Origin of the sequence: Streptomyces sp. NPDC051913 (genome assembly GCF_044593635.1) — a bacterium.
Classification (GTDB): Bacteria; Actinomycetota; Actinomycetes; order Streptomycetales; family Streptomycetaceae; genus Streptomyces.
On the sequence record NZ_JBIUCI010000005.1, the window covers coordinates 428,035 to 452,132 of the forward strand.

16 protein-coding genes and 1 tRNA gene are annotated in these 24,098 nt (G+C 72.0%); 7 read left to right on the forward strand and 10 right to left on the reverse strand.

The features are described from left to right. Positions 1 to 64: 64 nt before the first annotated feature. Positions 65 to 1,411, forward strand: coding sequence for a VWA domain-containing protein (locus ACIHIX_RS17950; protein WP_399956545.1), 1,347 nt, complete (start codon positions 65 to 67; stop codon positions 1,409 to 1,411). Positions 1,412 to 1,457: 46 nt separating this feature from the next. Next, a complete protein-coding gene (locus ACIHIX_RS17955; RefSeq protein ID WP_399956548.1) occupies positions 1,458 to 3,116 on the forward strand; it encodes an FHA domain-containing protein in 1,659 nt (552 codons plus the stop codon). 23 nt (positions 3,117 to 3,139) lie between these two features. Here the strand turns inward: ACIHIX_RS17955 and ACIHIX_RS17960 are convergent, their stop codons facing one another. Further along, on the reverse strand, positions 3,140 to 4,129 hold the full coding sequence (locus ACIHIX_RS17960; protein WP_399956551.1) for a methyltransferase domain-containing protein: 990 nt from the start codon (positions 4,127 to 4,129) through the stop codon (positions 3,140 to 3,142). 69 nt (positions 4,130 to 4,198) lie between these two features. Here ACIHIX_RS17960 and ACIHIX_RS17965 point away from each other — a divergent pair, with 69 nt between their 5' ends. From ACIHIX_RS17965 to ACIHIX_RS17980, 4 genes are all read left to right on the forward strand, one after another. Further along, positions 4,199 to 4,603, forward strand: coding sequence for a globin (locus tag ACIHIX_RS17965; protein ID WP_399956554.1), 405 nt, complete (start codon positions 4,199 to 4,201; stop codon positions 4,601 to 4,603). A 150-nt stretch (positions 4,604 to 4,753) separates the two neighbouring features. Next, positions 4,754 to 8,032 (forward strand): FtsX-like permease family protein, encoded by a 3,279-nt coding sequence (locus ACIHIX_RS17970; RefSeq protein ID WP_399956557.1) that lies wholly within the window; start codon positions 4,754 to 4,756, stop codon positions 8,030 to 8,032. Between the two features lies 1 nt (position 8,033). Next, positions 8,034 to 10,757: an ABC transporter permease gene (locus tag ACIHIX_RS17975; RefSeq protein ID WP_399956560.1), complete on the forward strand. Its 2,724-nt coding sequence runs from the start codon at positions 8,034 to 8,036 to the stop codon at positions 10,755 to 10,757. 148 nt (positions 10,758 to 10,905) lie between these two features. Continuing rightward, positions 10,906 to 11,862, forward strand: a complete 957-nt coding sequence (locus ACIHIX_RS17980) for an ABC transporter ATP-binding protein (protein WP_399956563.1) — start codon at positions 10,906 to 10,908, stop codon at positions 11,860 to 11,862. Positions 11,863 to 11,880: 18 nt separating this feature from the next. On the opposite strand, the gene ACIHIX_RS17985 is transcribed toward ACIHIX_RS17980, so the two are convergent. The 7 genes from ACIHIX_RS17985 to ACIHIX_RS18015 form a co-directional block, all read right to left on the reverse strand. Next, positions 11,881 to 12,549, reverse strand: coding sequence for a hypothetical protein (locus ACIHIX_RS17985; protein ID WP_399956566.1), 669 nt, complete (start codon positions 12,547 to 12,549; stop codon positions 11,881 to 11,883). Further along, the gene (locus ACIHIX_RS17990) at positions 12,546 to 12,959 is read right to left on the reverse strand and encodes an acyl-CoA thioesterase (protein WP_399956569.1); all 414 of its coding nucleotides are present in this window, start codon (positions 12,957 to 12,959) and stop codon (positions 12,546 to 12,548) included. The genes ACIHIX_RS17985 and ACIHIX_RS17990 overlap by 4 nt, the downstream gene beginning before the upstream one ends. A gap of 6 nt (positions 12,960 to 12,965) precedes the next feature. After that, positions 12,966 to 14,630 carry an energy-dependent translational throttle protein EttA gene (gene ettA / locus ACIHIX_RS17995; protein WP_399956572.1) on the reverse strand — a complete coding sequence of 555 codons (1,665 nt, stop codon included), beginning with the start codon at positions 14,628 to 14,630 and terminating at the stop codon, positions 12,966 to 12,968. A gap of 261 nt (positions 14,631 to 14,891) precedes the next feature. Next, entirely contained in the window at positions 14,892 to 16,316 is a 1,425-nt protein-coding gene (locus ACIHIX_RS18000) for a Cys-Gln thioester bond-forming surface protein (protein ID WP_399956574.1), read from the reverse strand. A 264-nt stretch (positions 16,317 to 16,580) separates the two neighbouring features. Then, positions 16,581 to 17,063, reverse strand: coding sequence for a single-stranded DNA-binding protein (locus tag ACIHIX_RS18005; protein ID WP_399956577.1), 483 nt, complete (start codon positions 17,061 to 17,063; stop codon positions 16,581 to 16,583). 677 nt (positions 17,064 to 17,740) lie between these two features. Continuing rightward, complete coding sequence (locus tag ACIHIX_RS18010; RefSeq protein WP_399956580.1) at positions 17,741 to 19,783, reverse strand: GTP-binding protein; 2,043 nt, start codon at positions 19,781 to 19,783, stop codon at positions 17,741 to 17,743. 3 nt (positions 19,784 to 19,786) lie between these two features. Beyond that, the gene (locus tag ACIHIX_RS18015; protein ID WP_399956583.1) at positions 19,787 to 21,394 is read right to left on the reverse strand and encodes a dynamin family protein; all 1,608 of its coding nucleotides are present in this window, start codon (positions 21,392 to 21,394) and stop codon (positions 19,787 to 19,789) included. Positions 21,395 to 21,715: 321 nt separating this feature from the next. On the opposite strand from ACIHIX_RS18015, the gene ACIHIX_RS18020 reads away from it, so the two are divergent. Beyond that, positions 21,716 to 21,791 (forward strand) — tRNA-Arg (locus tag ACIHIX_RS18020). Between the two features lie 251 nt (positions 21,792 to 22,042). On the opposite strand, the gene ACIHIX_RS18025 is transcribed toward ACIHIX_RS18020, so the two are convergent. Together ACIHIX_RS18025 and ACIHIX_RS18030 are read right to left on the reverse strand one after the other, a co-directional pair. Beyond that, positions 22,043 to 23,434 (reverse strand): tyrosine-type recombinase/integrase, encoded by a 1,392-nt coding sequence (locus ACIHIX_RS18025; RefSeq protein ID WP_399956586.1) that lies wholly within the window; start codon positions 23,432 to 23,434, stop codon positions 22,043 to 22,045. After that, positions 23,434 to 23,733 carry a helix-turn-helix transcriptional regulator gene (locus ACIHIX_RS18030; RefSeq protein WP_399956589.1) on the reverse strand — a complete coding sequence of 100 codons (300 nt, stop codon included), beginning with the start codon at positions 23,731 to 23,733 and terminating at the stop codon, positions 23,434 to 23,436. The genes ACIHIX_RS18025 and ACIHIX_RS18030 overlap by 1 nt, the downstream gene beginning before the upstream one ends. Positions 23,734 to 24,098 lie beyond the last annotated feature (365 nt).

A 24,098-nucleotide genomic window follows, 5' to 3' on the forward strand; every position in this document is an offset into this window, starting at 1 on the left:
GACCGGTCCGCACACAGTCGTACGCCCTGCAACCGTGGGGTTCTCAAGGGGGATTCGATCAGGCATGGCCAATTTCTCGAAGTCCAACGTGCCGCAGTTCTCGGTCGACGTGTACCAGAACGAGTATTTGCCGGAGGGCGGCCGCGAGGTCAACGCGATCGTCACGGTGAGCGCGACCGGCGGCGGCACCATCGGCAGCGCGGTCGCCGCGCCCCATCTCTACACGCCGGGTCAGGGCCCGGACGCGGCCGTGGCGATCATGGTCGACTGCTCCGGGTCGATGGACTACCCGCCGACCAAGATGCGCAACGCCCGTGACGCCACGGCCGCGGCCGTCGACACCCTGCGCGACGGGGTGCACTTCGCGGTGATCGGCGGCACCCATGTCGCCAAGGAGGTGTATCCGGGCGGCGGGCGGCTCGCGGTCGCCGACGCCACCACCCGCGACCAGGCCAAGCAGGCCCTGCGCAAGCTCAGCGCGGGCGGCGGCACCGCCATCGGCACCTGGCTGCGGCTCGCCGACCGGCTGCTGTCCTCGGCGGACGTCACCATCCGGCACGGCATCCTGCTCACCGACGGCCGCAATGAACACGAGTCACCCGAGGACCTCAAGGCGTCCCTCGACTCCTGCGCCGGACGTTTCACCTGTGACGCCCGGGGCGTGGGCACCGACTGGGAAGTGAAAGAAGTCACAGGTATCGCCTCCGCGCTGCTCGGCACGGCGGACATCGTCGCCGACCCGGCCGGTCTCGCCGCCGACTTCACGCAGATGATGGAGACGGCGATGGGCAAGGAGGTCGCGGACGTCTCCCTGCGGGTGTGGACGCCGGTCGGCACGACGATCAGGTTCGTGAAGCAGGTCGCGCCCACCGTCGAGGAGTTGACCGACCGCCGCACCGAGGCGGGCCCGCGCGCCGGGGACTATCCCACCGGCTCCTGGGGAGACGAGTCCCGTGACTACCACGTCTGTGTGGAGGTGCCGGTCGCCCATCTCGGCCAGGAGATGCTGGCCGCCCGGGTCTCCCTCGTGATCCCCCAACCCGACGGCACCGCACAGAACTTGGGCGCCCAGGGACTGGTGCGGGCGGTGTGGACCGACGACATGGTCGCCTCGACGTCGATCAACCCCCAGGTCGCCCACTACACCGGCCAGGCCGAACTTGCACAAGTCATCCAACAAGGTCTGGATCTGCGCAAAGCGGGCGATATGGATGGAGCAACGTCCAAACTGGGCCGGGCCGTTCAGCTCGCAAGCGCTTCCGGCAACGCCGATACTGCGAAACTGCTTGCGAAGGTGGTGGACGTGGTCGATGCCGCGACAGGTACTGTGCGGTTGAAGGCGAAGGTCGCGGAGGCGGACGAGATGACTCTGGAGACCCGGTCCACAAAGACTGTTCGTGTAAAGAAGTGACGACCAGAAGCAGAAGTTCCCTTACGTGAGAGGGGGAAGCGCCGACATGCCGACCTGCCCGAACGGACACCAGTCGGGTTCCGACGACTGGTGCGAGGTCTGCGGTCACCGCATGGCCGGTGCCGTGCCTCCGCCCCCTCCCCCGCCGCCCCCCGGTGGCGGCTACGGCTTCCCGCCGCCCCCGCCGGGCGCCGGTGGCCAGCAGGGACGCAACCACCTGTCCGCCGTACCGGACCCCGAGCCGGAGCTCTGCCCGCAGTGCCGCACGCCCCGTGAGGGCGGTGCACCGTTCTGCGAGGAGTGCCGGTGGAACTTCCTGACGAACACGGCGACCTCGTACACCCCGGCCGCCCCGCGCCCGCCGGCCCCCGGCCCGGGCGTCCGCTTCCAGGGCCCGCCGCCGGGTCAGTCGTACGGCGGTGGCGGTGACTCGTACGAGTACCAGGGCTCCCGCCCGTCCCAGATGAACCGTCCCGCCGAGCCGATCCCGCCCTTCGGCGGCGACCCCTCGACCCCGCCCCCGCCGCCCGGCCAGGGTGGCCCCGGCGGCGGTCCCGGTGGGCCCGGCGGCTTCGGCGGTCCCGGCGGCCCAGGCCCGTTCGGTGGACCCGGCGGCCCCGGTGCTCCGGGCGGACCCAACGGTCCCGGTGGCTACGGCACCCAGGGCGGCCCCGGCGGACCCGGCGGCTTCGGTACGCAGGGCGGACCCGGTGGACCGAACGGCCCCGGCGCTTTCGGTACCCAGGGCGGCCCTGGTGGCCCCGCGGGTCCCGGTGGTCCCAATGGCCCGGGCGGCTTCGGCGGCCCGGGCGGTCCCGGCGCGCCCGGTGGCTTCGACGGCCAGCGCGGACCCGGTGGACCCGGTGGGCCCAACGGCCCCGGCGGCTTCGACAGCCAGCGCGGCCCTGGTGGACCCGGTGGCTTCGACGGCCAGCGCGGACCCGGTGGACCCAACGGCCCCGGCGGCCCCTCGCCCTTCGGTGGCGACCCCTCCCGTCCGGTGCCGCCCCCGCCCGGCCCCACGCCTCCCGCGGGTCCCGGCGGACCTGGTGGCCCCGGCGCCCCGTCGGCGTTCTCGCCGTCCGGCCCGGCCGCCCCGCCCGCCTTCCCGCAGGAGACGAACCGGCCGCAGCCCGGCGGTCCGTCCTTCGGCGGCGGCGAGGACGACTGGGTGATCTCCCCGCCGTCCTCCAGCGCCCCCGGCGGCCCCGGCGGCGGACCCGGCGGCTACGGCTACCCGCAGCCCGGCTCCACCCAGGCCCCGCCCGGCCCCGGCTACCAGCAGCAGCCCGCCGGACCGGCGACCTGGACCGCGACCATCGGCCCGGACCGCGAGTACTTCATGGCGATGATGCAGCGCTCCGGCCCCGAGGCCGCGGGCCTCAACCTGCCCGCGTACTCACCCGAGCAGCAGCGCACCCTCACCGGCAACCAGATCACCATCGGCCGCCGCCGGCACTCCACCGGCGACACCCCCGACATCGATCTGTCGGTGCCCCCGGAGGACCCGGGCGTCTCGCACCAGCACGCGGTGCTGGTGCAGCAGCCCGACGGCTCGTGGGCGGTCGTCGACCAGAACTCGACGAACGGTACGACGGTCAACGGCGCGGAGGAGCCCATCCAGCCCTTCGTCCCGGTGCCGCTCCAGGACGGCGACCGGGTCCACGTGGGCGCCTGGACGACGATCACGGTCCGGCGCGGATAGACGTCCGGCGCGGACAGACCCCGTCAGGGCGGTCGGAGGGGCCAGGTGTACGGCCCCTCCGGATCGTCCAGCCACGCCCACTCGTCCTCGCCGCTCACCGTGATGCCGTACCGCTGCCGCAGTGGCCTGCCCTCCCGCTCCCAGAGCTGATACGCCTCCCGCGGATCGAGGCTGCCCCGGCTGAGCAGCAGCAGGAACCGGTACAGCTCGTGCTCGCGCGCCGCGCGCGGCACCCCGCCCGGCGAGCCGGGCTCCGGTTCCGACCGCCCTTCGCCGCGCAGCGGCACGAAGTAGGCGGGGGTGTGCAGGAAGCGTCCGTCGGCGTGCCCGGTGTCCCGTACGGTCAGCGCGACCAGGCCGGTGGCCAGCGGGGTCAGGATGCGGGCGCCCGGGCGGCACTGGGCGATCCAGGCCGTCGGGATCGAGGTGAGCGCGCAGGTCGCGATGATCCGGTCGAAGGGGGCGCGCTCGGGCACCCCGCGGGCGCCGTCACCGGTGACGACGACCGGGTGGTGGCCGGCGGCGGCCAGATGCCGCCGGGCGGCCTCGGTGATGTCCGGCTCCAGATCGATGGTGGTGACGAGATCGTCGTCGCCGAGGCGGTGGGCGAGCAGCGCCGCGTTGTATCCCGTACCGGCGCCGATCTCCAGGACCCGGTCGCCGTCCGCCACCTCCAGCGCGGTCAGCATCATCGCCATGAGGGAGGGCTGGCTGCTGGAGGAGAGCAGTTCGCCGTCGCGCAGCCGGGTGGCCAGCGGGGCGTCGGCGTAGGCACCGCGCACCCAGCGTTCCCGCTCGTGCGCGTCGGGGCTCTCGCTCCACCTGCGCTCGTGGCCGCCCATGACGCCGACGTAGTAGTACGGCACGAACAGATGCCTCGGTACGGCCGTGAAGGCCTCCCGCCACACCGGGTCGTCCGCCCAGGCCCCGCTCGCGTCGATCCGGTCCACGAGCTCGGCCCGGGCCTCGGCGGCGAGTTCTTCCAGGTCCTTGTGGAGAGCGTGCGCACCCATACCTCCACTGTCCTGCGGAAGGGTCCTAAGCCCCAAGTCCTGGTTCCCTGCGTCTGAGACGATGGAGCGGTGAAAGAGATTCGGCGCGGCACGCTTCAGACGGAGACCTTCTACGAGCAGGTCGGTGGGGAGGAGACCTTCCGCCGCCTCGTCCACCGTTTCTACGAGGGTGTGGCCGAGGACCCGCTCCTGAAGCCCATGTATCCGGAGGAGGACCTGGGTCCGGCCGAGGAGCGGCTGACGCTGTTCCTCATCCAGTACTGGGGCGGTCCGACGACGTACAGCGACAACCGCGGTCACCCCCGGCTGCGGATGCGGCACGCCCCGTTCCAGGTGGACCGGGCGGCGCACGACGCCTGGCTGAAGCACATGCGGGTCGCCGTCGACGAGCTCGGCCTGTCCGAGGAGCACGAGCACACGCTGTGGAACTACCTGACGTACGCGGCGGCGTCGATGGTGAACACGGAGGGCTGATCCCCTCCGAGCGCCGCTGAGTCCCGAATTCCGGTCGTACGACGTCGATTTCCGATCACGATCCGGTCAAGTCCGGCGCACAAACGCTTACCCGCCCCCGCCCTCCTCTGAAAGCATCCCGGGAGGTCTGGACAACACGACGGGGGTCGGGTGACGGGGTACGGGGGGTTCGCGAAGGCCGGGGGGTTCGCGAGATTCGTCCTTCAGCGGGCGCGGGCACACCGCCCGCTCCTCGCCGCCGCCCTGCTGACGGTCGTGCTGACGACGGCGGTCCTGGCGGCGCTCACCGCGTACTCGGGCGCGATCGGCGACGCGGCCCTGCGCCACTCGCTCGCCGATCCGCGCAACGCCGCCGACACCGCGCTGATCGTCAAGGCCGACGTCCCGGCCGCGTCCCGAGAGGCCGCCGACAGCGCCGTACGCGCGGGCGCCCGGGAGACCTTCGCCGGGCTGCCGGTCACCGTGCGGACACTGCTGAAGTCGGGCCCGTACGCGCTGCCCCGCTCGCTCCAGCCACCCGCCGAGCGCTCCGGCGACCCGGATCTCACACACTTCGCGGCGCTGGACCCGTCCCAGGCCCGGATCACGGACGGCAGGGCCCCGGCCGCCGGCACCACCGAGGTGGCGGTGCCGCAGAGCGCGGCCCGGCTGCTGGAACTCGAGCCGGGCGCCCACCTCACCCTCGTCGACCGCCTCGGCGGCCCGAAGGTGCGGGTGGAGGTGGTGGGCCTCTACCGGCCCGCCCGCGCGGACGCCCCGTACTGGCAGCTCCTGGACGATCTGCACGGCCGCGGCGTCAACAAGCTCGACTTCACGACCTACGGCCCCCTCCTCGCCGCCCCCGACACCCTGACCGGCAACAAGGTCAGCGCCGGACCCTCGGCGTGGCTCGCGACGGCCGACTTCTCGTCGGTGACGACCGGCCGGATCGGCGCCCTGCGCGAAGCGGCCCGGGAGGGCGGCGCCGCGCTGCGCGGCGAGGCCGCGCTCAGCGGCACCACGGCCGCGCACACCGACCTGCCCGCCGTCCTCGACCGCGTCGACCGTTCCCTGCTCGTCTCCCGCTCCACCCTGCTGATCGTCGCGCTCCAGCTCGCGCTCCTCGCGGGCTGTGCGCTGCTGCTGGTGGCCCGGCTGCTGAGCGCCCAACGCACGGGCGAGACCCGGCTGCTCAGGGCCCGCGGCGCCTCCCGGCCGCGGGTCGCGGGGCTGGCCGCGGTGGAGGCGCTGCTGCTGGCGGTGCCCGCGCTGGTCTGCGCGCCGCTGCTGGCGGGACCGCTCACCCGGCTGCTGGCCGGACAGGGCGCGCTGTCCCGGATCGGGCTGCGCCTTGAGGTGCCGGCCGCCGGCTCGTTCGGAGTGTGGCTGGTCGCGGGGGGCGTGGCGCTGGGCTGCGCGCTGGCGGTGACGCTCCCCGCGCTGACCTCGTCCTTCGCGACCGGCCGGGCCCGTGCGCTGCCCGGTGCGGTGCGCTCGGGCGCGGACGTGGGGCTGCTGGTGGTGGCCGCGGTCGCGTACTGGCAGCTGGGCCGGCAGACGACGGGCGCGGTCACCGACGACATCCCCCACTCTCGGCTGCGCTCGAGCGGGGGGACCCCCATCGGCACGCTCGGCGTCGACCCGCTGCTGGTCGCCGCCCCCGCCCTGGCGCTCCTCGCCGGTACGGTCCTCACGCTGCGGCTGCTGCCACCGCTGGCCCGGCTCGCCGAACGCCGGGCCGCCGCCGGGCGGGGCATCGCCGTCGCGCTCGCGGGCTGGCAGATCGGGCGGCGTCCGATGCGGGGCGCGGGTCCGGTGCTGCTGCTGGTGCTCGCCGTGGCGCTGGGCATGCTGGCGATCGGGCACGGCGCCTCCTTCGACCGCTCGCAGGACGACCAGGCCGACTTCCGCGCGGGCGTCCCGGTGCGAGTGCTGGCCAACGGCGAGGACGACCTCGGCCGCACCGACGCGTACGCGGCCGTCCCCCATGTCGGCGAGGCCGCTCCCGCCGTCCGCGCGGAACTGCCCCTCGCCGACGACCGATCCGCGACCGTGCTGGCCCTGGACACCGCGCACACGGCGGACACCGTGCTGCTGCGCCGGGACCTGACGTCCGAGCCGGTACGGCCGCTGCTGGCCGGCCTCGGCCCGAAGGGGGCGTCGGCGGGCGCGGCGGTCCCGGCGGGCAGCTCCCTGGTGAAGCTGACAGCCACGCTGCGCGGTGCCGCGCAGGGCACGAGCGCCGACGTGACGGTCACCCTGGAGGACCGCTACGGCACCCCCTACCGGCTCCCGGCCGGTTCCCTCGCGGCCGACGGCCGCCCGCACACCCTGGAACTGGCGGTGCCGCCGGGGAAGTTGACGCTCACCGACGTACAGCTGGTGCTGCCGGTACCGCGCGGGCGTGCGCAGCAACAGCGTTTCTCGCTGGATGCGTTGACGGCCCTGACGGCCCAAGGTGCCGAGCGGCGGATCGAGTTGCCCGCCGCCTGGATGGCCCACACCGTCAGCGACAACACCTCGGAGTTCCCGGACCGCAGCAACGCCCCCGCCCCGCCCCGCGTGAGCGGGTCGGCCGTGGCGTACGACACCGGATACATCCCGCGCGAGGACACCTGGACGCTGGCCTCGCTGACGGTCCGCCTCCAGGCCAGGCAGCCCGCGGCAGCGCAGATCACCGCCGTCGCCACCGACCGCTTCCTCGACTCCGCGGGCGCCCGCACCGGGCAGCGCGTGGACGTGACCTTCGGCGGCCGGTCGCTGCCGGTGCGGATCGTCGCAGCGGTCCGGGCGCTGCCGACGACGGGGAGCGACAGCGGCGGTGCGCTGCTGGTCGATCTGCGGTCCGTGAACCGGGTGTTGGAGACGAAGTACGGCGAGAGCGTCACGCCGACGGAGTGGTGGCTGGAGACGGACCGGCCGTCCTCGGTCGCCACGGCGCTGCGGGCCCGCCCGGACCTGGACCCCGCGCAGGTCGTCGTACGGGACGAGATCGCCGAGGAACTGCGCGACGACCCGTTCGGGGCAGGCCCGGAAGCGGCGTTCACCGCGGCGGCCGGGGTGGCGGCGGCCCTGGCCGCGCTCGGCTTCGCGGTCAGCGCGACGGGCTCGCTGCGGGAACGGGACTCCGAGTTCGCGGTACTGCGCGCCCTGGGCGCCCCGCGCCGTCGGCTGGCCCGCACGATCGCCGTCGAACAGGGCGTCCTGGTGACGCTGGCGCTGCTCGTGGGGGCGGCGCTGGGGACGGTCCTGGCCCGGGCGGTGATCCCGCTGGTCCTGCTGACCGGCGACGCGACCCGCCCCGTACCGGAGGTGCTGGTGGAACTGCCGGTGGGACAGGTGGCCCTGCTGTTGGCGGCGGTCGCGGTGACCCCGCTGGCCGTCACCGCCGTACTCGCGCTGCGGCGGGCGAATCCGCTGGTGTCCCTGCGGCAACAGGGAGGGGAGTGACATGGCCCCCGCAACCGTCCGCCGGACGTCCGTGGTCGCCCCGTGGATCCGCACCCGGCTGCGCACCGCCCCCGGCGCGGCCCTCGCCCTCGCTCTGCTGGTGGCGCTGACCGCGTGCCTCGCCGCGGCCCTGCCCCGGGCCCTGGACCGGTACGCGGACGCGGGCCTGCACCGGGCCGTGGAGCAGGCCGGCGCCGACCGCACCTCGATCCAGCTGTACGCCCAGCCCGAGTACGGCATCATCTCCGAGCAGGACCTGCGCCCCGCCACCCTGGGCGCGCAGTACGAGAAGATCCTGGCCACGGTCGAGAAGCCGCTCGTCGCCGACCGCCGGCAGTCGACGTACGGTGTGCGCACCTCCACCAACATGGAGGTGCCCGACCCCTGGCTGCCCCGGCCGACCGGTACGCCCGCGCAGGTCGCCCTGGTCGCCCAGCAGGGCCTCGCCGACCACGTCCGCTCGGTCGAGGGCCGGCTGCCGCGCGGGCCCGCCGCACCGGCCGACGCGATGACACCCGAGGTGGAGGCCGCGGTCAGTGCCGCGACCGCCAAGTCCCTGCACATCAAGGTCGGTTCGGTCATCCACGTGCCCGGCGAGTCCCAGGCCCCGCTCGCCGTCCGCGTCACCGGCATCGTCACCCCGCGTGAGCCGTCCGGCGCCTTCTGGTCGGCCCAGCCGCTGCTCCACGAGCCCGCCCTGATCCGGATGCCGGGTCCGAGCTCGGACGCCGACAGGTACTGGGTCGGCGCCCTGCTGCTCGCCCCCGAGTCGGCGCCCGCGATGCTGGGCACCCCGGGAACCCCCTGGCGCTACTGGCAGTTGGCGCCCGCCATGAAACACCTTCACGCCTATGACGTGGACCGCCTGAAAACCGCCGTGGCCTCCCTGGAGTCCGGCCCGGCCCTCCAGCAGGCCCGCGCGATCACCGGTGGCCTCACGGACACGGACACCGACCTGAGCGAGGTCCTGACCGCGTACTCGCGGCTCCGCGAGGGCGTCTCCCCGCTCGTCGCGGTGGCCGCGGTCGGTGCCGGTACGGTCGCCGCGGTCGTCCTCCTGATGTCGGGCGGCCTCGCCGCCGACCGCCGTCGCACCGAACTCGCCCTGCTGCGCGCCCGGGGCGCCTCCCTGCGCGGCCTGGCCGGCCGACTCCTCGCCGAGACGGCCACGGTCGCCGTCCCGGCCGGCGCCCTCGGCCTCACGGCCGCCGTACTGGCGCTCCCCGAGGCCAGAACGACGTACGCCGTCGTCGCCGCCACCACCGTCACGGCCGCGGCCTGCGTCGCGCTCCCGCTGCGCGCGGCGGTGGCGCACCGGGCCGTCCGGCTGCACACCGGCCGCGAGGACGTGGCGACGCTACGACCCACTCGGCGCCGCACGGTGGCGGAGCTGACCCTCCTCGTGCTGGCCCTGGCGGCGGTGGAGACCCTGCGCAGAAGGGGCTCGTCCGGCGACGAACTGGCCTATGTGGCACCGGCGTTGACGGGAGTGATCGCGGCCCTGGTCCTGGTCCGCCTCTACCCGTTCCCGCTGCGCGGCCTGGCCCGCCCGGCCGGCCGGCTGCGCGGCGCGGTCGCCCATCTGTCCCTGGCCCGCGCGGGCCGTACGTCGGCCTCGGCGGTGCTGCCCCTGCTCGCCCTCCTCACCGCCCTGACGACGGCGGCCTTCGGTGGCTCGGTCCTGACGGGCGTCACCGAGGCCCGTGACGAAGCGGCCCTGCTCGCGGTGGGCGCGGACGCCCGCGTCGACGCCGACGGCCCCCTGCCCACGGGCCTGGCGGCTCGACTCCGCCACCGACCGGGGGTGGACGGCCTGACCGAGGTGAGCATCGCGTACCAGGCCAAGCCGACGGACGGCAGGGTGTCGGTGCCGCTGGTGGGCGTGGAGCCGGGCGGATACGCGCAGTTGACGGCGGGGACAGGCCTGGGCGCGTACGCCGGGCATGAGTTGGCGGACACTGGTGGCGTTCTCCCGGCCCTGGCCTCCCCCTCCGTCGCGAAGGCGTACGGCACCCGTCCCTTCCCCGTCCTCCTGGAGGACGGCACGACGACGATCACCGTCCGCATCACGCTCGTCCGGGACCGGACCCCGGCGGTGAACGGCACGGAGTTCCTGGTCGTCGACCGGGCGGGCCTGAGCGGCCCGACGGCCCGCCCGACCTCACTCCTGTTGACAGGCACGGGGATGTCCGGCGCGAACCTGCGCAAGGCGGTGGGCGACGCGGGCCACGTCCAGACGCGGTCCGAGGAACGGTCGCACTATGTGAACTCCCCGCTCCAGTCGGGCGCCGAGGACATCTACACGGCAGCGGTGGCGGCGGGCGCCGGCTACGCCGTCCTCGCCCTCCTCCTCTCCCTGCTCCGCGCCGCCCCCGAACGCATCGCCCTCCTGGCGCGCCTTCGCACCATGGGCCTCACCCGCGCACAGGGCCGCCGCCTCCTGGTCCTGGAGTCCCTGCCCCAGGCGACCCTGGCGGCAGCCGGCGGCATCCTCACGGGCTGGGCGACGGTCCACCTCCTCTCCCCCGGCATCGACCTGACCACCATCGCCCTGGCGACAGCCCCCTCCTCAGGCGGCACCGCGGAGCTCCGCACGTCCCCGCTGTCCTTGGTGATCCCGGCCCTGGCGGTGGTACTGGTGACGGTGGGGGTGGCGGGGGTACAGGCGTGGTGGTCGGGGAGACGGGGGTCGGTGGCGGAGTTGCGGGCGGGGGACACAAGATGACGGCAAACCACCTGCCCGGTCGTCGTAGCTGGGGGCAGTCGTGCCGCCGGGGCGGCACGGGTGGGCGCAGCGGCACCCCGCAAGCGCGGTCGAGCGACAGCAGCCCTCGCCCAGCCCCCACTCAGGCCAGCGACAAACGGAGGCCCCAGTGACCACCAACCCGACCCTCGCCGACCTCACCACCAAGGCCACCGCCGCCCGCAACACCCCCACCTACGGCCACGACGCCCTCATCACCTGCGACCGCCTGGTCCGCATCTTCACCACGGACGGCATCGAGGTCCAGGCCCTCCAGGGCCTCGACCTCCTCGTCCGCGAGGGCGAACTCATGGCCCTCGTCGGCGCGTCCGGCAGCGGCAAGTCCACGCTCATGAACATCCTCGCCGGCCTGGACACCCCGACCGCGGGAGCGGCCCGTGTCGCCGGTCACGACCTGCTCACCATGACCGCCAAGGACCGCCTCGCCTACCGCCGCAAAACCGTCGGCTTCGTCTGGCAGCAGACCTCCCGCAACCTGCTCCCCTACCTCACCGCGGCCCAGAACATCACGCTCCCGATGCAACTGTCCGCCACCCGCACCACCCGCAAGGCGAAAGCCGAACGCGCTCTGGAACTCCTGGAGTTGCTGGACATCGCGGACTGCCGGGACCGCCACCCCCACCAGATGTCAGGCGGCCAGCAACAACGCGTGGCCATAGCGGTCGCCCTCGCCAACGCCCCCGCGGTCCTCCTCGCCGACGAACCCACCGGCGAGCTCGACTCCCAGACCGCGGAACAGATCTTCGCCGCGTTCCGCACGGCGAACGAAAGGCTCGGCACCACGATCGTGATCGTCACCCACGACCAGGCGGTGGCCGGCGAGGTCCGCCGCACGGTCGCCATCCGGGACGGCCGCACCTCCACCGAGGTCCTGCGCCGCAGCGAGGTCGACGCCACGACCGGCCACGAGACGGTCGTGGCCCGCGAGTACGCCATGCTCGACCGCGCCGGCCGCCTCCAGCTCCCCGCCGAGTACACCGAGGCACTCGGCATGCGCGACCGCGTGGCCCTGGAACTGGAGCCCGATCACATCGGCGTGTGGCCGGACGACAGCGACCCCCACTGACCGGGCGCAGAGGCGCGCTCAGCGCACGCTGACGTCCAACGCCCCAAGTCCCGCCCGTCGTACGGCGATCGACCCGTACGGCGTACGCAACCGCAGCCAGGCACCGGACGAGAACAGCGCCAACTCCCCACCGGGGCGCAGAAATCCGAGCGACTGTGCCGCGTGAACGGCCCGCACCGGCAGCTGCGTGTCCCCGACCGTCCGGGACCAGATCTCCCGCCCGATCCGGTCGAGTTCCGCACGCGTACGACTCTCGGGCGCCAACTCCCCGGTACGGGACCGGAATTCGGCGACCCCGGCGCCCACCATGGCCCGCAGGGCGTCGGGCGCGGGCAACCCCGCGACCGGCTGCCAGCCCCCACGCGGCGGCAGCACCCCCGCCCAGGGCGGCCCGGTCACCGCGGCAGGCACCCCGGCCGTGGCGGCGTCCTCGACGACGGACTCCAGCAACTCCCCGGCGGACACCGTCACGTCGAGCGTGACGTCGAGCCCGTTCTCATAGGGCTTGGCGAGCCGGACCGCGCGGATCGCCAGCACCTCGAAGGACGGCGGCCGCCCGAACACGGCGAGCGCGGTCCCGGCGGCCTGGAGCCGCACGGCGGCCCCGCGGTCGTAGTGGAGCAGGCGGGAGAGGAAGGCCGCGAGATCCGCCGCCTCCCCCTCGTCGGCCAGGTGGAGCACCGTCATGCGGCGACGGCCTCCTCCTCGTCGTCGTCCCGGTACTCCTCCAGGAACTCGCGTTCCTCGGAGGTGATCCGGCGCGGCCGCTGGGCCTCGAAGTCGAACGGCACTATGACCGTCGAGGCCCGCACATACACAAGGTCCTCGTCCTTCACCTCGTACGCGATGGTGAAGGACGCCGCCCTGATCTCCGTGACCCACAGCTCGATGTCCACGGGCGTGTGCCGGTGGACGAGCTGCCGCTTGTAGTCGATCTCATGGCGCGCCACCACGGACCCCTGCTTGAAGTCCTTCTCCGGGCGGAACAGGAAATCGATACGGGCTTCCTCCAGATACCGGAGGAAGACCACGTTGTTGACGTGGCCGTACGCGTCCATGTCCGCCCAGCGCAGCGGGCAGTGGTAGATGTGCCGCAAGACCGATCAGCCCCGGGTCAGCTTCTTGTAGGTGGCGCGGTGCGGACGCGCGGCGTCCGGCCCGAGCCGCTCGATCTTGTTCTTTTCATAGGACTCGAAGTTGCCCTCGAACCAGAACCACTTGGACTCACCCTCGTAGGCGAGGATGTGCGTGGCCACCCGGTCCAGGAACCACCGGTCGTGGGAGACGACCACGGCCGCACCGGGGAACTCGAGGAGCGCGTTCTCCAGCGAGCCGAGGGTCTCGACGTCGAGGTCGTTGGTCGGCTCGTCGAGGAGCAGCAGGTTGCCGCCCTGCTTGAGGGTGAGGGCGAGGTTGAGGCGGTTGCGCTCACCACCGGAGAGGACACCGGCGGGCTTCTGCTGGTCGGGACCCTTGAAGCCGAAGGCGGACACATAGGCCCGGCTCGGCATTTCGACCTGACCGACATTGATGTAGTCGAGTTCGTCGGAGACGACCGCCCACAGGGTCTTCTTCGGGTCGATGTTCTCGCGGCTCTGGTCGACGTACGAGATCTTGACGGTCTCGCCGACCTTGATGGAGCCGGAGTCCGGGGTCTCCAGACCCTGGATCATCTTGAAGAGCGTGGTCTTGCCGGCGCCGTTGGGGCCGATGACGCCGACGATGCCGTTGCGCGGCAGCGTGAAGCTCAGGTCATCGATGAGGAGCTTGTCGCCGAAGCCCTTGCTGAGGTTGTTGACCTCGACGACGATGCTGCCCAGACGGGGGCCCGGCGGGATCTGGATCTCCTCGAAGTCCAGCTTCCGCATCTTGTCGGCCTCGGCGGCCATCTCCTCGTAGCGAGCGAGACGCGCCTTGGACTTGGCCTGACGCCCCTTGGCGTTGGACCGCACCCACTCGAGTTCTTCCTTGAGCCGCTTCGCCCGCTTGGCGTCCTTGGCCCCCTCGACCTTGAGACGCGTCTGCTTGGTCTCCAGGTACTTGGAGTAGTTGCCCTCGTAGCCGTGCAGGCGGCCGCGGTCGACCTCGCAGATCCAGCCGGCCACGTTGTCCAGGAAGTACCGGTCGTGGGTCACGGCGACGATGGTGCCGTCGTACTTGGCGAGGTGCTGCTCCAGCCAGTTCACCGACTCGGCGTCGAGGTGGTTGGTGGGCTCGTCGAGCAGCAGCAGGTCGGGGGCCTCCAGCAGCAGCTTGCAGAGCGCGACGCGGCGCCGCTCACCACCGGAGAGGTTGGTGACCGGCCAGTCGCCGGGCGGGCACCCGAGCGCGTCCATGGCCTGCTCCAGCTGAGCGTCGAGGTCCCACGCGTTGGCGTGGTCGAGCTCCTCCTGCAGCTTGCCCATCTCGTCGAGCAGCGCGTCGGAGTAGTCGGTCGCCATGAGCTCGGCGATCTCGTTGAACCGGTCGAGCTTGCCCTTGATCGCGCCGACGCCCTCCTGGACGTTCTCCAGGACGGTCTTGTCCTCGGTGAGCGGCGGCTCCTGCAACAGGATGCCGACGGTGTACCCCGGCGACAGGAACGCGTCACCGTTCGAGGGCTGCTCCAGCCCCGCCATGATCTTCAGAATGGTCGACTTACCGGCACCGTTCGGGCCGACCACACCGATCTTCGCGCCGGGCAGGAAGTTCAGCGATACGTCGTCAAGGATGACCTTGTCGCCGATTGCCTTGCGCGTCTTGCGCATGGTGTAGATGTACTCAGCCAAGAGAAACCGTCCGGCAGCTTGAAATCTGGCAGTGGGCAGATACACCCCATCTTGCCTGACGTCCACCCTCGGGTGGTAACCCGTTTGGTCGGGGGGCTGTGACCTGGGGTTTCCCGGACCTACGGTCGCCGGTATGCGGACGGGTCGACGCCCTCCACGGGCGTCCGGCTGAAACTCACGTAGACGGGGTGTCTCTCGTTGCGTATGCGCCGACGATACGAGCCGAGGTGCCGTACGACTCACGGCACCCTCCGACCCCGCTCAGCCCTGCGGCTTCCGGCGCTGTACCAGTACCAGCGCCGCCCCGCCGATCACCACCAGCGCCACCGCGACGCCCGTGATCACCGGAGTGACGCTCGACGCGCCGGTCTCGGCGAGGTTGGTGCCGGTGGCGGAGGTGCCGCCGACGGTCGCCGGGCTCGGTTCGCTGAGGGTCTGGGTGCTGTCGCCGCCGGTCTCGTTGCCCTGGGTCTGGCAGTCGAGGACGCCGGTGAAGCGCTTCTCCAGGCCGCCGGGACCGGTGATCGTGAAGTCGTACGCCTGGTCCTCCTGGAGCGGAACCGTCACCGTCTGCGACGCCCCCGCGGGGATGCTGTGCTCGACCCCCAGCAGCTCGAAGGTGAACGGCTCGTCGCCCTCGTTGGCCGCGGTGACGTCGATGCCGCCCTCGGCGCAGTTCTTCGCCGCGGAGAGGGCCGGTATCGCACCCTTGTCGGCCCAGGTCGCACTCGCCGCCGCCGACACCGTCGACTCGCTGGAGCCGGCCAGGATCTGCGTCTGGCTCCTGCTCTCGGAGGTGAAGGCGCGGCCCACCGGCACGGTCGTGGAGGCCTGCACGGTCAGCTCCGCCGTGCCCGCCGCCGCGTCCTCGGGGACCTCGAAGAAGATCTGGCTGCCGTTCTTCGCCGAGGTGAGGTCCATCCCGTTCTTGCCGACGATCCGCACCCCGCTGGTGGCGGCGTCCGCCGGTGGCGTCACCGTCACGCTGTCCGCGTCGGTGCGCACCGTCACCGGGCCGAGCAGCCCGCCGGAGCGTCCGGAGACCGCGGCCGGCGAGAGCGTCAGCGAGGCCTGGGGCTCCGCCAGCGACCGGGCGCTGTCGTGGAGATAGTCGGCGAGCTTCTCGGCCTGCGGGTCCGCGGCGTCGACATCGGCGCCGTCCGAGTAGCGCCAGATGGCGACCTGCGTGCCGGTCGCCGCGTCCTGCTCGGTGAGGCCGCCGGCGACGCCCGCCTTCTCGGCGAGCGCCGCGAGGTCGTTCACCTGGGGGTAGGAGTTCTGCAGGATCCAGCGGATCTTGCCGGCGTCCTTGTTGGCGCCCAGCGAGGTGCCGCTCCAGGGCGTCTCGTGGTACTTGGCTTCCCGCTGGGTCGGGTTGTAGAGGTCGACGCAGTAGGTCTGGAGCATGCCGCCACCCTCGACGGCCATCTCGAACAGACCGGCCGAGACCTCCAGGTCCCCGGAGTCGTCGTGTATGACGGCCGTGCCGTAGGTCTTCAGGCCGCCTATCGTGGCGGTCGCCCCGCCCTGGATCTGCGCCGTCCCGTCACCGGCCACGGCCGTGCCGGCACCGGCCAGCACCCCGGCCGCGACCAGCCCGGACACCAGCGTCCCGGCGACGAGCCGGGCCACCCCTCGGCCGCGAGCCGGCCGTCGCGTCCTGGGCGCAGTGAGCGAAGAAAACACAGAATTCCCCTTCAGGCAGGACCCGTTGACGTGGGGGGAACGGTCCCACCAGCAGAATCAGAAGCCCCGAGAGCCACGTTCGGCATCCTAAGGAAGCGCCGCACCACGGTTCCCGGTGATGCCGTCGCACGGCCGATCCGACTCGGAATCGTTATCGCCAAGATCACTCGCGAGCAGGGCTTATCGACAAATCCACCTAGGTCGTTCGGGGCACATTCGCCGATAAGCCGCAGTTCGGTACGGCGGCGCGCTCAGCCGCTGACGTCATGTCACCGCGACCGGCTCCGCCCCCTGTTGAACAGCACCATCACCGACAGGCGTCTCCCAGTCCGGCTCCGCCTGCCCGGCCCCGCCCGGCGCATCCGTCGCCCCCACCACCCCCGACTCCGGTTTCTGCGCCCGTCGGAACATCGCCGTCCCACGCGCCAGGTCGTGCCCGATCGCCACCGCGTCGATGTCGGCCGAGGTCCAGTTCTGCCCCTCGCGCACGTCCGACCGCACCTTCAGCCTGCCCTGGACCACCACCGGGTCGCCCACGTTCAGCGACGCCGCCGCGTTCGTGGCGAGCTGCCGATTGGCCCACACCGTGAAGAAGTTGGTGTGCCCGTCCGTCCAGGTGCTCTTCTCCCGGTCCCAGTAGCGCTGTGTCACCGCCAACCGGAACCGCGCCGACGGCCCGGCCGCCAGCTCCCGGTACACCGGCTGCGTCGCCACGTTCCCCACCACACACACGATCGTCTCGTTCATCGCGAATCCCTCCCTCGCCCGGCCATCCACGCCGGACGGACAGCGGACACGCGCACGGGCCCGTCCCGTACGGCTGCGTCCGTCCTTGCCGCGCCGACCGCGTACGCCGCGATCGCCGCGGAGCCAGACTGCCTCCGCCGAGCAGATCCCGCCGAGCCCTGTGGACCCCCACCCCACCTGTGGAAAACCCCACCACCGATACGAGCGACACACCCGCCCGGGAGCGGGGTCACCGGGCCCCTGCCGGATCCACCACACACCACACCCGCCAAGGCCACCGCACCCCCTGCCGAGCTCACCCCACTCCAGCCGGATCCACCACACACCACACCCCCGCCGGGACCGCCCCACTCCCGCTGGAGCACCCCAACCGCCGGGCCGGTGGGGCCAACCCCACCCGCACGGGGCCGCCGCGCCCCCCGCCGAGGCTCCCCACCCCTACCAGGGCCGCCTCAACCCCACCGATGCCACCACACCCACGCCGAGGCAACCGCACCCCACAGAGGCAACCCCACTCCAGCCAGGGCCACCCAACCCCCACTGAGCTCACCCCACACCTACCGAGGCCGCCCCACCCCCCGTGAGCTCACCCCACACCTACCGAGGCCGCCCCACCCCGACCAAGCTCACCCACCCTCGCCAGGGCCACCCCACCCCCGCCGAGGCCCCCACCCAACTCACCCCACCCCCGCCTCCACCCCCAACACCCTCCCGTACTGCTCCCGAACCTCCCGGTACCGCAGCAACTCCGCCGCCACCGGATCCAGCACCCGGGCCCGCCCGCACCCCGCCGCCGCCTCCCTGAGCCGCCGCTCCGCATCCATGCCGTACCGCCGCGCAGGCCCCCGCGCCGCCATCCGGCAGCTCCACTCCACCAACGGGCCGCCGATGATCCCGGCCACCATCAACAGCACCGGCACGCCGAGGTTCGGCGCCATGAAGCCGACGATCTGCCCGACCAGCCACAGCCCGCCGACGACCTGAAGCAGCGTCATGGACGCCTGCGCGAACACGGCCGCCGGCCACCACCCCGGCCGCGGTGGCCGCCCCGGCGGCAGTCCGGCCCGGGCCGCGAGCTCGTCCAGCGCCTCGGGCAACCCCTGCGAACCCCGTACGGCCGCTTCCCGCACCGCCTGCGCCCATGGCGCCGGCAGCCCCGCCGAGGCCCGGTCGGCGACCGTCCGCACCGCCTGCTCGACGCGCTGCCGGGCGGTGGCCTCCTCCTCGGCCTGGGCCCGCAACGGGAACCGCCCGGTGGTCGGTTCGAGCCGGTCCTGGTACCACCGCCACAGCCGCAGCCATGGGGTCCCGCACGCACGGTTGGCGTTGCGCAGCCACGCCCGTTCGGCCGCCTCGCCGGCCGCCGTGGCGCCGACCGCGTCGGCCAGCCGTACCGCGAACTCGTCCCGCGCCTCCTCGCTCAGCCCGGTCCGCCGCCCGGTCGCGTACACCGGTCGCAGCCCCCACGCGGCGGCGTCGACATCGGCCGAGATCCGCCGCGCCGGTGCCCCGCGTTCGGCCACGAACTGTCCGAGCGCCTCCCGCAGTTCTCCCATGCCGTCGCCGGTGAGCGCGGACAGCGCGAGCACGGTCGCCCCCGGCTCGCCGTACTCGCCCAGCGCGATCCCGTCCTCGTCGAGCAGCCGCCGCAGATCGTCGAGGACCTGCTCGGTGGCCTCGCCGGGCAGCCGGTCGATCTGGTTGAGGACGACGAACATGACCTCCGCGTGCCCTGCCATCGGCCGCAGATAGCGCTCGTGCAGCATCGCGTCCGCGTACTTCTCGGGGTCGACGACCCAGATGACGGCGTCGACGAGCGCGAGAACGCGGTCGACCTGCTCGCGGTGCGCTACGGCCGCGGAGTCGTGGTCGGGCAGGTCGACGAGCACCAGGCCGCGCAACTGTGCCTCCGCCTCGGCGCTCTGCAGGGGCCGCCGCCGCAGCCGGGGCGGGATGCCGAGCCGCTCGATGAGCGAGGCCGACCCGTCGCTCCAACTGCACGCGATGGGCGCGGCGGTGGTGGGCCGCCGTACGCCCGTCTCCGAGATCGTCACTCCGGCCAGCGCGTTGAACAGCTGCGACTTGCCGCTGCCGGTCGCGCCCGCGATGGCGACGACGGTGTGCTGCCCGGACAGCCGGCGCCGCGCGGCCGCCTCGTCGAGCACCCGCCCCGCCTCCGCGAGCGTCCGGCTGTCGAGCCGGGTCCGGGAGAGCCCCACGAGTTCACGCAGCGCGTCGAGACGCGACCGCAGCGACCCGTCGTAGGCCAAGGGAGCGGCAACCGGAGCCCCGGCCCCCCGCGCCTCCACGACGGCGACCGGCTCACCACCACCGGTGGTCTCGTTCACCCGCCGCGCGATCAGCCCGTCGTCCCAGGCACCGGCGGAGTCGGAGCGATCGGCGGAATCCGCACGACCGGCGGAGCCGGCAGCGTCCGTACGGGCCGCCCGATTCACCACCTCCTCAGGCTCCGCTGCTTCCACCACGTCCTCCACCTCTACGGCGTCCAGGGCGTCGCCCTCCACCGGCGCACCGCCCCCGACCTCGTCCTCGTCCCCGTCCCCGTCCACGTCCCCGGAAACGGTCTCCTCCGCGTGATCGCAGTGATCGCAGTGTTCGCCGTGATCGCCGTGATCGCCGTGATCGCTGTGGGCGCCGTGATCGCTGTGGTCAGCGTGATCGGTGTGATCCGTGTGGTCCTGGTCAGTGACGGCGGTCACCGGTCACCTCTCCTTCTGCAGTACGGACAGCGCGGCAATGAGTTCGGCCTGGGGCTCGGGATGGACGTCGAGGGCGTCGAGCGGCGCGAGCCGGCGCTCGCGCTCGGCGTGCACGACCCGGTCCAGGTGCTCGGCGAGCAGTCGCCCGCCCCGGTCACGCAGCCGCAGCGCGCCATGGGCGCCGAGGCGCTCGGCGAGGCCTTCCCCGGCGGACCGCGCGCGTCGGCCGCCGAGCAGGGCGGTGGCGACGAGGGCGGCGATCACCTCGGGGTCGGGCGCGACGCTGCGGTCGAGGTTGCGGACCTCGTCCTCGGCGTACTCCTCGAGCTCGCGCCGCCACCGTCGTACGGCGAGCCCGATCCGGTGCTCGGGGCTCTCCAACGCCGGATCGCGGCCGGTGAGTTCCGGGGCGCCCGCCGCTGGTTCGCGCCGCCAGGCCTCGTCGACGCGCTCGTCGGCGGCGGCGACGGAGCACAGCAGGAGCGCGGCGAGGCTCTCCACGAGTGCGTCGAGGAGTTCCCCGGCGGAGCAGTCCAGCGGGAAGGCGCGCCACCGCTTCAGCGCGTCCCCGGCGAGCACGGCGCCCGCCTGCAACCGGCCCCGCACGCGCGTGTGCTCGCTGTCGTACGCCCCGTCGACGGCGGCGGTGAGCCGCAGCGCTGCGGCGTACTGCGCGGCGGCGGCACCGGCCAGTTCGGGCATGCGGGCCTTGAGGGAGTCGAGGACACCGTGCGCGGTGCGGGCGAGGGCCTGTTGGCGGGCGGCGGGGTCCTGGGTCCGGTGCACGAGCCAGGTCCTGAGGGAGGCCACCGCGGTGGTCGGAAGCAGCCCACCGCCCCAGGCGGACTCGGGCAGTTCGGGCACGGTGAAGCGCGGTACGTCACCGAGGCCCGCCTTGGTGAGCAGGGCCGCGTACTGTCTCGACACCTCGGAGACGACCTGGTGGGGCACCCGGTCGAGGACGGTGACGAGGCTGGCGTCGTACTCCTTGGCGGTGCGCAGCAGATGCCAGGGGACTGCGTCGGCGTACCGTGCGGCGGTGGTCACCATGATCCAGATGTCGGCGGCGCAGATGAGTTCGGCGGCCAGGGTGCGGTTGTCGGCGACGAGGGAGTCCACGTCGGGGGCGTCGAGGAGGGCGAGGCCGGGCGGGAGGGTGTCGGCGGTCTCGACGCGCAGCACGCGCGCGGGGTTCTCGCCGGGCAGCAACAGGTCGTCGCCGCCGTCCTGCTGGGGCACCCACACGCGCGTGAGGTCGGGCAGCACCCGCATGCCGCTGAACCAGTGATGGTCCTCCGGATGGCAGACCAGCACCGGGGTGCGGGTGGTGGGTCGCAGTACGCCCGCCTCGCTGACCCGGCGTCCCACAAGGGAGTTGACGAGGGTCGACTTGCCGGCGCCGGTCGAACCCCCGACCACGGCCAGCAGGGGCGCTTCGGGTTGCCGCAGGCGGGGCACCAAGTAGTCGTCGAGCTGGGCGAGCAGTTCGTCGCGGTTGGCACGCGCGCGTGGAGCCCCTGGGAGGGGCAGCGGGAAGCGTGCGGCGGCGACACGGTCGCGCAGGGCGGAGAGTGCGTCGAGCAGCTGAGGCCGTACGTCCAAGGTCACCACATGCGAAGAATGCCCAATTTTAGGGGATTTCTGAAGCATATGAGCATGTCTGCGCGCCGACAGAACACAAGGGACGGAAGGGGCGACCGGGACAACGGCATAGTCCAGGCATAACGAGTACACAACACCCGTGGCGTGAGACGCCAAAAGCGATGCACGATTCGTACCTGCCTGCGATTATCAGGACCGCTTCACCGAACCTCCACATTGAGCCACGGAGGCGAAGCAACAGGGACAAGGACCCGGGAGCCCTATCCTTGTCCCCGGCAACGTCACGGATCAGCCCACACCCGGGCACCAGACACGAGGCCACCACACCCGGCCCCCGTAGCTCAGTGGATAGAGCAGGCGCCTTCTAAGCGCTTGGCCGCAGGTTCGAGTCCTGCCGGGGGCGCCATTTCCGTGTCACCGAATCGCGGACATTTCCGCAGGTCAAGCCGCGTATTGGGCCCTCCCCGTACTAGGAGGGACATCAGCCCTCCGCCGACGGCCCAGTCCGGCTGGCAACGGCCAAATCCGGGCTTCTACGGGGGTCCGTCCCACATACGTCCCACAAAAGCGGAGCCCCTGAGCCCTCCTCCAAGGCCCGGCTCGCCCGCATACGCGAAAGCGGCCTCGGCCCGCTGTTCGCGGGCCCAAGGCCGCTCGTCATGCCGCCGTTGGCTGGAGGTCTTCGTCCTCTTCGAGGAGCTTGAGGTAGTCGTTCAGTTGGCCGGCGATGCAGCGTGCGTAGATGGCAAGGAGTACCGGCACGCTGTTGCCAGCCCACTCGGCGACCTGGGCTGGTGGGATGCCCTTGTTGAGCCACGTCGTCAGGCAGGTGTGGCGCAGGTCGTACACGCGCTTGCCCATCGGCGTCTTGAATTCACGCTCCGAGAGGACTTCCTTGCGCGCTTTCGCCCATACGCGCCGGAACACAGACCCGGCGAGCATGCCGCCCTTCTCTCCCGGGAAGAGGAGGTCGTCCTCTCCTAGACCGTACTCCCTAATGATCTCGCGAAGGATCCTGACAAGGAGCGGGCGGATGGGCACCAGGCGCGTGTCGCCTTCGCCGCGCCCCTTGAGGTCTCGCTCTTCGTGGACTTCACCAGTGTCGGTCCACTGGCTTCCGACTTCAGGCTGGGCTTCGTGCACGAGGAACTCACCCCACCCAGTCTCTGGCAGCGTGGCGTCCCCCACACGCAGGGCTACTGCCTCCTCGGGGCGAAGTCCCGCATAGTAAAGAGTGGCGAAGAAGGCACGGTAGAGGCGTCCGCGTCGCGGACGCTGGCCTATCCAGTCCAACATCTGCGCGACCAGGTCGCGGTTCAGCAGGCACCGCTTGTCGATGGCCTGCGCCACCTTCGGGGCGGTGCGCTCTTTGCCCTTCGGAAGCGGGTTCTCCTTCAGGTAGCCGTGCCTGATGGCGTAGCCCATGACCAGGTTCATGATCCGGTCGTTGCGCGTGACGGAGCTGGCGGCTGCAGCTGTCCCGTCCAGGAGCGTGCTGAGCGCGGTGACGACCTTGTCCACGTTCTCGGTCTTTTCCCAGGCACTCATCGGAAGGGAGTTGCGCTTAACCCAGTCGAGGATCGTCTGCACCTCGGCTGGCACAGGCTTGTCAGGGTCATTGCGGCGGTTGACGTTGAAGGCATACTCCCGCAGCGCCCTGCGCACCTGCACCGGGTCGAAATGAGGCGGTGGCGGCGTGCGCAACATTGCAATGGTTGTGGGCGTCAGTGCCTTTGCCATGTTCTTACGCGTGTTGCCAGAAGCGCGAGGCCACTTCCAGTCGACGTACTCGACAGCAAAGTCGAACCACTTCACCTCGGCCGCCTTGGATGACCATGAGACCGGCAGGCCGATTGCGATGTCGAATGGCTCGCGCTTCCGGTGCGCGGCCATGAGCTTGGAGCGCTCGTCGTCCGCGACAGCGTACTTCTTGTAGGTCTTGCTGTGCTTCTTTGTCGCTACCTTCCAACGGACGGTGTAAGTGCTGCCCTTGGCCCGCTTATTCGTCTCAATCGGATAGAAACGAACGTCCAACGAGCTGGTGTCCATCAGGAAGGGTCCTCGCAATCAATGAGCCAGTTTTCGAGATCGCTGCGGCGTATTCGCAGAGAACCGTTGGGAAGCCGGATACATCGCGGCCCTCGCCCCTTCTGACGCCAGTCATAGAAGGTGCTGCGAGCTACGTTCAGCTCGTCGCACACCTCATCGACGGTCAGCTTTGCCCCAGGTCGCACCGCCACTGTCACTGCGTCACCCCGCCCTCGACGCGTGCAATGAGGGCGCCAGCGGTGACTGCGGGAGATGACATGGCGGAGCGAAAATGGGTAGGAGGTATCGCGGATCGACACATACGGAAGGGGTTCCTAGCGAAAGGACGCACGGGGCGACAGAGCGAAAACAGCAGCCGTGGTTCCCAGCCGTCTCGGCAGGGCATCGCTGTCTTTCAGCGAGCAGGTGCTGTGTGTCAGGGCAGCAGTAGCCGACAGCCGCGTGCTTCCTCCTCGTGTCTTTGCGGCGCGGTCAACTGCGTCCGCCACGGCTCCACCGCCAAGCGCAGCCGGGTACGAACACCATCAATGCTCTTCACGATCCCCGGTTTCGGTAACCGGGGATCGTGGCCTATATTGCGCGACGCGTTGGGGAGCTACGCCGCCCGTCAATAGGACCTGAGCAAGCGGTGGCCGTCGTCTGCGGCCATGAACCCGTCCTTGGG

Coding starts and splice junctions, on each gene's coding strand:
- ACIHIX_RS17960 (WP_399956551.1), bottom strand. CDS start 4,129: ATGGGTGCGCACGCTCTCCACAAGGACCTGGAAGAACTCGCCGCCGAG.
- ACIHIX_RS17950 (WP_399956545.1), top strand. CDS start 65: ATGGCCAATTTCTCGAAGTCCAACGTGCCGCAGTTCTCGGTCGACGTG.
- ACIHIX_RS17955 (WP_399956548.1), top strand. CDS start 1,458: ATGCCGACCTGCCCGAACGGACACCAGTCGGGTTCCGACGACTGGTGC.
- ACIHIX_RS18025 (WP_399956586.1), bottom strand. CDS start 23,434: ATGGACACCAGCTCGTTGGACGTTCGTTTCTATCCGATTGAGACGAAT.
- ACIHIX_RS17985 (WP_399956566.1), bottom strand. CDS start 12,549: ATGACGGTGCTCCACCTGGCCGACGAGGGGGAGGCGGCGGATCTCGCG.
- ACIHIX_RS18005 (WP_399956577.1), bottom strand. CDS start 17,063: ATGAACGAGACGATCGTGTGTGTGGTGGGGAACGTGGCGACGCAGCCG.
- ACIHIX_RS17975 (WP_399956560.1), top strand. CDS start 8,034: ATGGCCCCCGCAACCGTCCGCCGGACGTCCGTGGTCGCCCCGTGGATC.